This is a genomic window from Wolbachia endosymbiont of Drosophila nikananu, assembly GCF_028981865.1.
Classification (GTDB): domain Bacteria; phylum Pseudomonadota; class Alphaproteobacteria; order Rickettsiales; family Anaplasmataceae; genus Wolbachia; species Wolbachia pipientis_B.
This window is the reverse complement of record NZ_JAPQLL010000056.1, coordinates 1-12986: the sequence shown is the minus strand read 5'-3', so window position 1 is coordinate 12986 and position 12986 is coordinate 1. Positions and strand designations below refer to the sequence as shown.

General features: G+C 34.1%; 10 protein-coding genes and 1 pseudogene. 10 read left to right on the top strand and 1 reads right to left on the bottom strand.

Going from position 1 to position 12986, the window contains the following annotated elements:
• The first annotated feature begins 258 nt into the window (after positions 1-258).
• The 9 genes and pseudogenes from OZD67_RS03490 to OZD67_RS03450 all read left to right on the top strand — a co-directional run.
• Entirely contained in the window at positions 259-1605 is a 1347-nt protein-coding gene (locus OZD67_RS03490) for an IS110 family RNA-guided transposase (RefSeq protein WP_182184072.1), read from the top strand.
• Positions 1606-1797: 192 nt separating this feature from the next.
• Positions 1798-3027 (top strand): lipoprotein-releasing ABC transporter permease subunit, encoded by a 1230-nt coding sequence (locus tag OZD67_RS03485; RefSeq protein WP_182182647.1) that lies wholly within the window; start codon positions 1798-1800, stop codon positions 3025-3027.
• Positions 3020-3751, top strand: coding sequence for a hypothetical protein (locus tag OZD67_RS03480; protein ID WP_182182649.1), 732 nt, complete (start codon positions 3020-3022; stop codon positions 3749-3751). Before OZD67_RS03485 ends, OZD67_RS03480 begins: the two co-directional genes overlap by 8 nt.
• The gene (locus OZD67_RS03475; protein WP_182182651.1) at positions 3748-4968 is read left to right on the top strand and encodes a heme biosynthesis protein HemY; all 1221 of its coding nucleotides are present in this window, start codon (positions 3748-3750) and stop codon (positions 4966-4968) included. Before OZD67_RS03480 ends, OZD67_RS03475 begins: the two co-directional genes overlap by 4 nt.
• A 209-nt stretch (positions 4969-5177) precedes the next feature.
• Complete coding sequence (gene atpG / locus OZD67_RS03470; protein WP_182182654.1) at positions 5178-6050, top strand: ATP synthase F1 subunit gamma; 873 nt, start codon at positions 5178-5180, stop codon at positions 6048-6050.
• An 18-nt stretch (positions 6051-6068) separates the two neighbouring features.
• Entirely contained in the window at positions 6069-7403 is a 1335-nt protein-coding gene (locus tag OZD67_RS03465) for a TldD/PmbA family protein (RefSeq protein WP_182182656.1), read from the top strand.
• 174 nt (positions 7404-7577) lie between these two features.
• Positions 7578-7829 (top strand): cold-shock protein, encoded by a 252-nt coding sequence (locus tag OZD67_RS03460; protein ID WP_064124857.1) that lies wholly within the window; start codon positions 7578-7580, stop codon positions 7827-7829.
• Positions 7830-7864: 35 nt separating this feature from the next.
• On the top strand, positions 7865-9091 hold the full coding sequence (locus OZD67_RS03455) for a DEAD/DEAH box helicase (RefSeq protein WP_259346571.1): 1227 nt from the start codon (positions 7865-7867) through the stop codon (positions 9089-9091).
• 204 nt (positions 9092-9295) lie between these two features.
• A pseudogene (locus OZD67_RS03450) lies at positions 9296-11401 on the top strand (AAA family ATPase); the annotation flags it as partial.
• On the opposite strand, the gene OZD67_RS03445 reads toward OZD67_RS03450, so the two are convergent.
• Positions 11295-11546, bottom strand: coding sequence for a hypothetical protein (locus OZD67_RS03445; RefSeq protein ID WP_274999712.1), 252 nt, complete (start codon positions 11544-11546; stop codon positions 11295-11297). The pseudogene OZD67_RS03450 and the gene OZD67_RS03445 sit on opposite strands and share 107 nt — an antisense overlap.
• 119 nt (positions 11547-11665) lie before the next feature.
• On the opposite strand from OZD67_RS03445, the gene OZD67_RS03440 reads away from it, so the two are divergent.
• A partial coding sequence (locus OZD67_RS03440; RefSeq protein ID WP_274999611.1) for an IS110 family RNA-guided transposase occupies positions 11666-12986 on the top strand: 1321 nt, incomplete at its 3' end.

Below are 12986 nucleotides of genomic sequence, written 5' to 3'. Positions count from 1 at the left end.
AACAAGGAAAAATCTTGTTAAACCTGAAAGAAACTATTTTATCCAGTGCTATAACAATTTTTAAATATAATTTATTAAGAAGTATTTTTGCAGTTATAACCGGACGCTCAATGGTGCTAGAGTGCCCGTTTGGGAGCATGGTTTTGGAGGAACGGTTAAACCACTGATGGAGTCTATTACGACTACCTCGATTAGAAGATTGTATAATCTAACCGTCCCAAGCTTAAATACTTCTTCATTATAAGTTATAGGAGGTCAATTACAATGACAAAAAGTAAATTAGAGGTAATGAATCCTGATGCAGCAGGGATAGATGTTGGTTCGGCTGTACATTATGTATGTATACCCGAGAGAAGAGATGAGCAACGTGTTCAAAAATTTGGCTGCTTCACTGAAGACCTTCATAATTTAGCAAGGTGGTTAAAAAAGTGTAAAGTTACAACCGTAGCGATGGAATCAACTGGTGTATATTGGATTCCTTTGTTTCAAATACTGGAATCTTACGGTTTTGAAGTTAAGTTGGTAAATGCGCGACATGTAAAAAATGTACCTGGGAGAAAGTCAGATGTTCAGGACTGTCAGTGGTTACAACAACTACATAGTTATGGATTACTCCAAGGGTCATTTAGGCCAGATAGCCAGATATGTGTATTGCGTAGTTACGTGCGACAACGTAAGAACCTCACTGAAAGTGCATCTACACATGTTCTGCGTATGCAGAAGGCATTAATTCAAATGAATATACAACTGCATAGAGTTATAAGAGATATAACAGGAGTAACTGGTATGAAAATTATCAAGGCTATAATTAAAGGCGAAAGAGATTCTGGGAAATTGGCTCAATTCAGGGATGCACGAATAAAAAATGATCAGTCTACTATAGCAAAAGCGTTAGCTGGCGATTATAGAGAGGAACATGTATTCACGCTAAAGCAAGAATTTGAACTATATAATATTTATCAAGAAAAAATAGCAGAATGTGATAGAAATATTGAGGTCTATTACAAAACGTTTGAAACAAAATCTAACGAAAGTAAACAGTTGAGTAAGGAAAAGAATAAGCACAGAAAAAGTAAGCCTGACTTTGCTTTGCACGAGGAACTGCACCGAATAACTGGTATGGATTTTACTAAAGTTCCAGGGCTTGATATACTAAGTATACAGACTATAATTTCAGAAACTGGTATAAACCATAATAAATGGTCAACAGAAAAACACTTTTCATCGTGGTTAGGACTCAGCCCTGCCAATAAAATTACAGGAGAAAAAGTGTTTAGCACAAGAACGCGTAAAGTCATTAATCGTGCTGCGAATGCATTTCGAATGGCTGCTAATTCTGTAGGAAATAGTAAAAGTTCATTGGGTGCATACTACAGGAGATTAAAAAAACGATTAGGAGCACCAAAAGCAATAACAGCTACTGCAAGAAAAATAGCATGCATATTTTATAGTATGCTCAAATACGGACAAGAATATGTAGAAAAAGGAATGGAATACTATGAAACACGATATAAGGAGAGAGCTGTAAAAAATTTGATCAAAAAGGCACGAGAATTTGGCTATACTTTAGTGCAACAAGAGGAGCTAGTTAAGGAAGTTTCTTAGAAGAGCATTTATCTGATAATGATATAGTGAGATTGGATGATGTATATGGAAGATTTTGAAATTCTAATGTTAAAGATACTCTATAAGTCTGCTAAATTTAAAGGAGTAAAAATATCTAGTTTTCAAATAAAGAAAAGTCTACAATTATACGAAGTTTCAAGAATATAATGTTTAACCTCAAAATGTTTTGTAATGTCCATTGTCTTTGAAATTACTATGGCTGCTTGCTATTTGCGAGCGAAAAATGCCAGATTTTGCTCTATAATGACTTTGTTCTCTATTATCGGCATTGCCCTTGGAGTTGCAACACTAATAGTGGTGATGTCTGTGATGAACGGATTCAGAGCAAAGTTGCTTGACTCAATACTTGGCATTGATGGCCATATTAATGTTTATTTTTATAGGAACATAAATTCAGATTACTGCACAGTTTCGAAATCTATTGAGAAAATTCCTGGTATATTAAAAGCTACTCCTATGACCAATGATCAAGTTATTATTGTAGCAAATGGTAAAATTGCAGGTAGCGTAGTGCGAGGTGTGTCAACTAAAGATTTGCTTGATAGTACTACCATTACAAATAATGTAATTATAGGTGATGTAAAAAATTTTGATGAAGGGATAATAATAGGAGCACGATTGGCAGAAGCTTTGAACGTTGACTATGGCGACAAAATTACGTTTATATCATCTGAAGAATTTGATGCATTACTTGGTGAAATGCCGCGAATGAAAAAATATAAAGTTATAGCAATATTTGATATGGGTATGTTTGAGTATGATAATACCTTGATATATATGCCTCTAAAATCAGCACAAGCCTTTTTTAATTATGAAAATAGCATAAAAAATATAGAAGTACTTGTAGACGACGTTACTAGAGCTGGTAAGCTGGCAGATGCTATAGAAAAAGAAATAGGAATGAAAGCTGAAAGTTGGCAATCACAGCAAAGCCATTATTTTAGTGCTTTAAAAACTGAAAGAAATGTGATGTTTTTAATTCTTACTTTGATTATAGTTGTAGCAGCATTTAATATTATCTCAAATTTAATGATGATAGTGCAAGAAAAGAAATCCGCGATTGCAATTATGCGTACATTTGGTGCAACAAGTGGAAGCATTATGCGCATATTTTGCGCTTGTGGTCTATTAATCGGTTTTACGGGAACTTGTCTTGGCTGTATTATAGGTGTCGTTTTTTCTCTCAATATCGAAAGTATTAGAGTGTTTTTAGAAAACATTACTAACGTCAAGCTGTTTGATCCTATGATATACTTTTTTTCAAGTTTACCGGTGATATTAGTCCCTCAAGATGTAGTAAGTATTTCTGCACTTGCGTTACTCTTATCATTTTTAGCGACAATTGCTCCTGCATTGCAGGCAGCTGCACAAGATCCTGCGGAGATACTACGTTATGAATGATACTCAGCAAAAGTACATAGGTTGGTTCTTAATTGTATTGTTATTTACCGGTTACGTCACAATAAATAACATAATCTTTTTAAAAATAATTCAGCAAGAAAGCGAAAACAATATAAATGTTTTAACGGAAAAAATAGATGAATTCAGAATGTCATTTGAAGTTAATCAATCCAGGGTAGAAAAAAAGATATTTGACCTAAAGAGAGGTCTGCACACTCAATGTGAGCAAGGTGATGGTAGCTCAAGGCATAAGAACCTCGCAAGATTGCTGCTACTTGTAGTTAAAATGAAGAATTCGTTATTGCGAGAAGCAAAATTTGATAATCACATAAATTCAATAAAGCCTTTGATATCAGAGCTTGATGATCCAGAGATAGAAAATGCAGTAAGTGAATTGGAAAGTTTGAAAGAGGTAGATACTTTACGTGAGTTGAAGTTATCTTTTGAGAAGACCATTGCTGTTATTAACTACAATAAAAGTACATTGTCTAAAAAAATCATTTCAAACTGGATTAGAATACAAGATAAAAATGACCCATTAAGGGCAAAATTCGCAGAAATTGAGGAGTCAATAAACGATAATGATTGGCAAAATATAACTGTTACAGTAAGCAATTTAACGCATTCAGAATTCAAGCCATGGCTGAATAAATTGAATGGTTTTATTGTAGCTTCTAAGAATATTTCAACAATATATCATCACTTATTACAATATATCTCATGATTTATTTTATAATTTTCGCTCTTTCGTTTTTATTTGGCATATGGGTCAAGGTAAGTGGTGAAGTAATAAAATTAGAATTAGGCAATTACACTATAAGTATTGATCTATATTTCATTATTTTTACTTGTGTAATTTTATTATTTTTATTAATTACACTTGCACGCTTTTTTTCTTCCATTTCATCAACATTTGTCAATATAAAAAATAGAAGAAGGGATAGGGAAGAATTGCTTCTCTTTGAAGCTTTCTTTAGCATAGACTTAGACAATATAGAGAACGCTCAAAAGGTAGTTAAAAGTTTAAATGAAAAAAGCAATAGGTTATCTTTAATAAAGCTCTTTAACTCAGGTAAGACGGGAAATTACAGCTTTTTCAGTAACGGTTTAACAAATATTGCAAGTAAAAATCGTAACTTAGCTCTACTTCTGGCCAATAAGCTGATCGTTTACCTCAAACAAGAAAGAGTAGTCTTTCAAAAATTTATAGAATATTGCTCTAGTTCAATTAATGACAAAATGCTATCTATTCCCTTTCAAATAGAGCATTGCATATTGAAAGAAGATTGGATTAATGCAATTTTGAGGTTAAAGGAAGCAGTTAAGTTCAATATTTTTCTTCCCTTTGACCATAAAGAAATGTTTGCAGTTTTTTATTGTGCTTTGGCAAAACAATATGAAAGTAAAGGGGATTTTAAAGGAGCTATAAAGTCTTTATTCAGAGCACAAAGTTATTATGCAACTTTTCGGCCCATCAATTATTTAAAGGTAGAATTATATATTAAACTTGGAAAAATCAGAAAAGCTTCTGCAGTGCTAGAGGCAGAATATGCAGTAAATCCTACTCCTCAGTCAGCTAAAATCTACATCAATTTAAATAGTAAAGGTGCTGAAAGACTATACAACTTACGCCCTGATTATTATTTTAGTTACTGTTTACTTGCTTTGTCCTCAGTGAGTTCAGGTAAATATGATCTTGCAAGTCAATATTTAGACACTGCTATGAAAAAAGCTAATTACATGTCAATCTACTTTATTGTAATACAACTCAAGATTACATTGCAAGAACACGACAAGGTAGTTTATTGGCTAAACAAGATGGGCTCAGAAGCTTTGCCTGATCCGGGCTGGAAGTGTAAAAATTGTAACAGAGAACTAAAGCAATGGGATCATAAATGTTCAAATTGCAATAGTTTTAATTGCGTTTGTTATATACTATAAGGTTCCACAAAGTGTGATGATAATAATATATGGGAAATTACCATCAAAGACCTCTATTGAACAATTTTTGGAGTAGATCTCTTAATATAACCCTTATTTCAAAATAATAAACCTGCAAGTTTTTTAGTTAGACTTGGTTCTAATGTCAAAAAAACTTGCTTTTAGACACTAACAATTATATATTTTAATAAATCAGGGTTGTATACAAAATGAAGAGCTTAAAGGAATTATCCTTAAGAATTAAGAATATTAGATCTGTACAGAAAACCACGAAAATAATGCAAATGGTTTCTGCAGCAAAGTTATTACAAAGCCAAAAGAAATTATCAAATTCAAAATTATATATATCTAAGCTGCATAGCATTATTTCTTCATTAATGCTATCAATTGATCAAAAATTATTGGCAAAAATTCTAAATATCAGTAATGACGGTTCTTATCTAGTATTCATTGTTGCGTCTGATCGTGGCTTGTGCGGCAACTTTAACTCTTCTATTGTCAAATTTAGTCAAGAGCGTGTAAATAAGTCAATCGCAAATGGCAAAAAAGTAGATATTGTATTTCTTGGTAAAAAAGCTTTTGATGTAGGTAAAAATAGATTTGACTCTAAAAGTATCTTAAAAATTGAAAATAGTAAGGGGATCACGTTAAAGTACGTAGAAGCTTTGCTTGATGGTATAGATTTAAGTAAATACGATAAAGTTAAAGTTTTTTATAGTAAATTCTATAATACCTTCACGCAAAAGCCAATGTTGGAAACAATAAAACCATGGAGTGAAGACTCATCCTTGATTGACAACTCTCTGGCTGGTCCAACAACAGATTACAGCTATGAGTATGAACCACAAAATATTGAATTTATTTTAAAATCTTTGGTTCAAGATTACGTTGTAATTGCTCTTTACTCTGCTTTGCTTGAAAGTGCAACAAGTGAGAATAGTGCTAGGATGGTTGCTATGGAATCAGCAAACAGAAACACTAAAGAGATGCTGAACAAACTAGCATTGCTTTATAATCGTTCTCGTCAAGCAGCAATTACAACTGATTTAATTGAAGTTATAGGTGGTGCAGAGTCTTTATAGAAATCTAAGGAATAGAAAATGAATATATTAAATATTGCAGCAGATATCACTAAATTAATAAAAAAGCAGAATCAAGATGCGGAAGTTACAATATATGAAACTAATAAGACTTCAGTTTCTCAGCGTCTATCAAAAATTGAGCAAATATCACAATCTAAAAATTGCACTGTAGGAATCAGAGCTATAGCAGGTAAGAACAAAGCTGCGTATATTTCTACAAACGATTTGAATAATCTTAGTGATACGGTAAGCCAAGTGGTAGAAATGGCAAAGAATGCGCCAGAAGATCCTTGTATCAATTTTGCTGTAAGTGGTAGTAATTATATCTCTTCTGCAGATTTAAGTATCTCAGATAATAATGTTGTAACCGTTGATAACCTAAAAGAAATTGCTGAAGCTGCAGAAAATTCAGCCCTTGCACATAAGAGTATCACTAATTCTGAAGGAGCTTCTTCTTCATACGCTTTAGTGAATACAGTATTATCGACTGTTTCTGGTTTTATTGGCTCGTTTAGTAAATCAACTTTTGCTAATCAGGTCTCTGTTGTTGCTGGAAGAGAAAGTGAAATGAAGTTTGGTTACGATTATGATATAGCATGTAATTTTAGTGATTTAAAGTTGCCAGAGTTAATGGGAAAAGAAGCAGCAAAAAGAGCAGTTGATCAATTGAATTCACGTACAATGAAAACTGGTAAATTTCCAGTTATTTTTGAAAAAAGAGCAGCAAAAGGGCTAGTAAAAAGTTTTGCTTCTGCTATAAATGGAAGCAGTATTATAAACAACAGTTCTTTCTTGAGGGGTAGTTTAAACGCTCAGATTTTCAATGATAGAATTAATATTATCGATGATCCATTGTTGCCAAGAGGCATAGCATCGAGACCATTTGATGGAGAAGGGATAACTAGCAAGAAAAATATATTTGTAAAAAACGGAATATTACAAAATTGGATTTTAGACTTATACTCGGCTAGAAAATTAGACTCAGAAACAACCGGAAGTGCAACTCGTGCAAGTAATGCTGCAGTTATTCCTGCAGCTAGTAACCTCTACATTGAGAATGGTAATGTATCGTTTGAAGAATTAATTCAGGAAGTGAAAGAGGGAATATATGTAACTGATTTATTTGGTTTTGGTGTTAATTTAATCAATGGCGATTACAGCCAAGGCGCTTCCGGATTTTTTATAGAAAATGGAAAAATAACGTATCCAATACATGAGATTACCATTGCTAGCAATTTGAAGGATATGTTTAGCAATTTAGTCGTTGCAGATGATCTAACTTTTTGTGGGCAATTTAATTCATCAACGATTAAAGTTAGCGAAATGACGGTTGCAGGTTCGCTTAATGATTAAAAAATTTATTTGCATTAAGTACAACAATTGTGTATTATTGTCATGTAATGTTAAGAATAGACTATGGAGTATAAAGGTTTAGTTTCAATAGCTAAGCTTAAAGCATTCTCAATCGTAATTTCAAAGTTTTTCATCACATTAGTAATGTTAGTTAATAATTTAGGAGTTGTTTAAATGGAATTTGGTAATGTAAAATGGTTTAATGCCGAAAAAGGCTATGGTTTCATCAAGCCAGAAGGTAAAGGGGGTGACGTTTTTGTACATATTAGCACGTTGGAACGTTCAGGAATAAGGCCTGAGACACTTAAAGGAGAGAATAAAGAGAAGGGGATAAAAGGAGAAAGGGTGAGTTATGAGGTTAAAGAGGAGCGCGGTAGAAACGGAGAAGATAAAAAATCTGCAATAAATTTAAGATTGGAAGATTAATCTATTATGAAGTCTTTTAATAGGATTAACGTATTGTGAATGATTTTCATGAGATGGGTCTCCCAGCTTTGCTTACACAAGCTCTGGATAAAAATAATCTTTTCGTCCCAACTCCGATTCAAATACAAGCGATTCCCTTAGCGCTACAAGGTAAAGATATTCTCGGATCTGCTCAAACGGGAACTGGAAAAACTTTGGCATTTGCTATTCCGTTGGTTGCTAAGTTGCTGAATGAGCCTAACACTGGTTCAGCTTTAGTCATCGTGCCAACCAGGGAGCTTGCGCATCAGGTCACAAATGAGATAAGAAAACTCTTATTTCAAAATTCTGCACTAAGGGTCGCTTTATTGATTGGTGGTGAGCCTATTTTTAGGCAGCTAAATCAGCTTCAGAAAAAACCACAAATTGTAATAGGTACTCCTGGTCGTATTATAGACCATATTGAGCGTAAAACTTTGATTACTCGCAATGTTAGCGTTCTTGTGCTTGATGAAACGGATCGTATGTTTGATATGGGCTTTGGAATTCAAATTGAAGGGATCATGAAATATCTGCCAAAAATACGGCAGACTCTTATGTTTTCTGCAACTCTTCCTAGTGATATAGTTAAACTTACTGAGAAGTACCTTAATCGACCAGAACGTATTTCTGTTGATTGTGAGACTACAACTTCTGTAAAAATTAAGCAAGAGATTGTTTATGCATCAGAATCAGAAAAATATGAAAAGCTTGTTACACAACTATGTCAGCGCGAAGGATCAATCATTATCTTTGTCAAAACAAAGCAAGGAGCGGATCAGCTAGCTAGCAGATTGTACAAAGATGACTATAGCGCTTTAGCAATTCATGGTGATTTAAGGCAGCACAAGCGCGAAAGGGTCATTAATTCTTTTCGTCGTGGCCGCAATCAAATCATGGTTGCAACAGATGTTGCTTCTCGCGGCCTTGATATTCCCCACATTCAACATGTTATCAATTATGATGCACCACAATCGCAAGCTGACTATATTCATCGTATAGGCAGAACTGCACGTGCTGGAGCTGAAGGGCATGCGCTATCTTTTGTTACACCTCAAGATAAGAGAAGACTGCCTGCATTGGCAGACAAAGAAGGGGAGCCAAATTTTGATTGTAGTGTGCAATTTAAAAAACGTAATAGCAAAAAGGTCTTTAAAAGGCTAAGTACGTTAAAGACTAAGTACGGTAGAAAAAAGATCAATGCATTTAAGAAGAAAAGCAGAGTACTAGAAAAAGCATATTAAATAGGATTTACCTACAACTTAATAAGCGTAAAACTCGTCATTCCGCTACTCATTAGCGGAATCTATGTTGAGATATCACGGTGCTATGACGTAGATCCAGAGTGGGGATTCAAATTGGCTACAGCGAACTGCTGGATTTCAATTTTTTTAATAATTGTGTGCTATTCATTATATATGAGTTCCCACTTTTAAAGAGAATAGGAGATGATTTCCAAAAACTTAGAGGCAAGTTTGAATAGAGCGCTACTCATTGCTTCTAATTTTAATCTAAAATATGCGAAAGTAGAACATTTATTGCTGGTGTTAACTAAAGACGTGGATGTAAATTACGTTTTATCAAGATGTAATATCAGAGCCGATGAAATCATCAATATGGATAACATTCTATCAAGATGCAATATTAAGGCTAATGATTATAATAATATAAAAGGGTTTTTACAAAGCAGTTCTGCATTGATTATCAGTGGAGTTAAACCTAGCTCAATGTTTCAATGCATAATACACAGAGCAATAATACGGTCTCATAGCTTGGGGAAAAAAGAAATAAATGGAGCAAGTGTTCTAGTAGAAATTTTGTCTGAGCAAGATTTATACGTTGAAGATCTATTGCAGAAACAAAGTGCGAAAGATTCCAATTTGATTTACCATATATCTAATATGAAATACTCTAACGATATAGATGAATACACCACCAATCATAAAGTAAAACTTGATAAAAATAATGACGCTTCTACTACAGTGAATAAAGGTGAGCTACTAAAAGATGAGGAAATTCTACAAAGTTATTGTAAAAATTTAAATGACTATGCAAGAAGCAAAAAAATAGATTATGTTATTGGTCGTGATTATGAATTAAATCGCACTATAGAAATATTATTGAGGCGTAGAAAAAACAACCCTTTATATGTTGGAGACCCAGGTGTTGGCAAAACAACAATAGTTGAGGGTTTGGTATTGAAGATCATTGAAGGCAGTGTTCCGAGTGCGCTCAGGTCCAGTATAATTTATGCTTTGGATTTAGGATCACTCCTTGCAGGGACACGCTACAGAGATGATTTTGAAGAGAGAATAAAATCTATAATAAAAGCGATTGAGGTAAAACCAGGTGCTATCCTTTTTATTGATGAAATACACACTATCATTGGAGCAGGTTCTACAAGTGGTAGCTTTCTTGATGCCGGTAACCTACTCAAACCTGCGCTTGCAAGAGGTACACTGCGTTGTATAGGTGCAACTACATATAGAGAATACAGCACTAGTTTTGAAAAAGATAAAGCACTAGCGAGAAGGTTTCAAAAAATTAACGTTAAAGAATCTTCTGTTAATGAAACGATAAAGATACTAGATGGTATAAAGCACTACTATGAAGGGTATCATGGAGTATATTATACAAAGAATGCCATTAGGTCTGCGGCTGAACTTTCGCATAAGTATATTACTGGGCGAATATTACCTGATAAAGCGGTTGATGTTATTGATGAGGCAGGGGCATATTGTAAATTGCTAAGAAACAGGGGTAAAATTGTAAATAGTAGAGATATTAAGAATACCATTACTAGAATTACAAATGTGCCTTGCGGATCTGAATCTGATGATTTGCAGAAAGTGAAGTCTTTAAAAGCTAATCTAGAAAAGGTGATTTTTGGCCAAGAGCAGGCAATAGAATCTCTTGTTAATTCTATTAAAATTGCTAAATCTGGGTTGAGAAATTACAATAAGCCTTTAGCAAATTATCTTTTTGCAGGGCCAACTGGTGTTGGTAAAACCGAGCTAGCAAAACAATTAGCAGAAAGCATGGGCATGAATCTTATACGCTTTGATATGTCCGAATATATTGAATCTCATACGATATCAAGGATGATTGGTTCTCCTCCTGGATATGTAGGTTATGATCAGGGTGGATTACTCACAGAGTCTGTATCTAACAATCAATATAGTGTTGTGCTGCTTGATGAAATTGAAAAGGCCCATAGCGATATCTATAATATATTGCTACAAATTATGGATTATGGTTGTGTTACAGACACTTACGGACGTAAAGTTAACTTTTCCAATATAATTTTAATTATGACAACCAATGCAGGAGCAGTTGAACGCAGCAAAAGTTTTGTTGGCTTTGGGCATAAAAATTTTAACATTGGTGATAGCGAAAAAGCAATAGAACAGGTTTTTAGCCCTGAATTTCGTAATCGTCTTGATGCGATTATTTCTTTTTCTGACTTAAGTACGGATGTGATTTTGCATATTGTGGATAAATTTGTCCTAGAACTGAAAAAGCAACTGACGCAAAAAGGCATAAACTGCTTGGTAGCATCGAACAAGGAAAAATCTTGTTAAACCTGAAAGAAACTATTTTATCCAGTGCTATAACAATTTTTAAATATAATTTATTAAGAAGTATTTTTGCAGTTATAACCGGACGCTCAATGGTGCTAGAGTGCCCGTTTGGGAGCATGGTTTTGGAGGAACGGTTAAACCACTGATGGAGTCTATTACGACTACCTCGATTAGAAGATTGTATAATCTAACCGTCCCAAGCTTAAATACTTCTTCATTATAAGTTATAGGAGGTCAATTACAATGACAAAAAGTAAATTAGAGGTAATGAATCCTGATGCAGCAGGGATAGATGTTGGTTCGGCTGTACATTATGTATGTATACCCGAGAGAAGAGATGAGCAACGTGTTCAAAAATTTGGCTGCTTCACTGAAGACCTTCATAATTTAGCAAGGTGGTTAAAAAAGTGTAAAGTTACAACCGTAGCGATGGAATCAACTGGTGTATATTGGATTCCTTTGTTTCAAATACTGGAATCTTACGGTTTTGAAGTTAAGTTGGTAAATGCGCGACATGTAAAAAATGTACCTGGGAGAAAGTCAGATGTTCAGGACTGTCAGTGGTTACAACAACTACATAGTTATGGATTACTCCAAGGGTCATTTAGGCCAGATAGCCAGATATGTGTATTGCGTAGTTACGTGCGACAACGTAAGAACCTCACTGAAAGTGCATCTACACATGTTCTGCGTATGCAGAAGGCATTAATTCAAATGAATATACAACTGCATAGAGTTATAAGAGATATAACAGGAGTAACTGGTATGAAAATTATCAAGGCTATAATTAAAGGCGAAAGAGATTCTGGGAAATTGGCTCAATTCAGGGATGCACGAATAAAAAATGATCAGTCTACTATAGCAAAAGCGTTAGCTGGCGATTATAGAGAGGAACATGTATTCACGCTAAAGCAAGAATTTGAACTATATAATATTTATCAAGAAAAAATAGCAGAATGTGATAGAAATATTGAGGTCTATTACAAAACGTTTGAAACAAAATCTAACGAAAGTAAACAGTTGAGTAAGGAAAAGAATAAGCACAGAAAAAGTAAGCCTGACTTTGCTTTGCACGAGGAACTGCACCGAATAACTGGTATGGATTTTACTAAAGTTCCAGGGCTTGATATACTAAGTATACAGACTATAATTTCAGAAACTGGTATAAACCATAATAAATGGTCAACAGAAAAACACTTTTCATCGTGGTTAGGACTCAGCCCTGCCAATAAAATTACAGGAGAAAAAGTGTTTAGCACAAGAACGCGTAAAGTCATTAATCGTGCTGCGAATGCATTTCGAATGGCTGCTAATTCTGTAGGAAATAGTAAAAGTTCATTGGGTGCATACTACAGGAGATTAAAAAAACGATTAGGAGCACCAAAAGCAATAACAGCTACTGCAAGAAAAATAGCATGCATATTTTATAGTATGCTCAAATACGGACAAGAATATGTAGAAAAAGGAATGGAATACTATGAAACACGATATAAGGAGAGAGCTGTAAAAAATTTGATCAAAAAGGCACGAGAATTTGGCTATACTTTAGTGCAACAAG

Bases quoted from the DNA above. Each gene is read 5' to 3' on its own strand.
- OZD67_RS03485 (WP_182182647.1), top strand. From the start codon at position 1,798: ATGTCCATTGTCTTTGAAATTACTATGGCTGCTTGCTATTTGCGAGCG.
- OZD67_RS03480 (WP_182182649.1), top strand. From the start codon at position 3,020: ATGAATGATACTCAGCAAAAGTACATAGGTTGGTTCTTAATTGTATTG.
- OZD67_RS03475 (WP_182182651.1), top strand. From the start codon at position 3,748: ATGATTTATTTTATAATTTTCGCTCTTTCGTTTTTATTTGGCATATGG.
- atpG (WP_182182654.1), top strand. From the start codon at position 5,178: ATGAAGAGCTTAAAGGAATTATCCTTAAGAATTAAGAATATTAGATCT.
- OZD67_RS03465 (WP_182182656.1), top strand. From the start codon at position 6,069: ATGAATATATTAAATATTGCAGCAGATATCACTAAATTAATAAAAAAG.
- OZD67_RS03460 (WP_064124857.1), top strand. From the start codon at position 7,578: ATGGAATTTGGTAATGTAAAATGGTTTAATGCCGAAAAAGGCTATGGT.
- OZD67_RS03445 (WP_274999712.1), bottom strand. From the start codon at position 11,546: ATGCTCCCAAACGGGCACTCTAGCACCATTGAGCGTCCGGTTATAACT.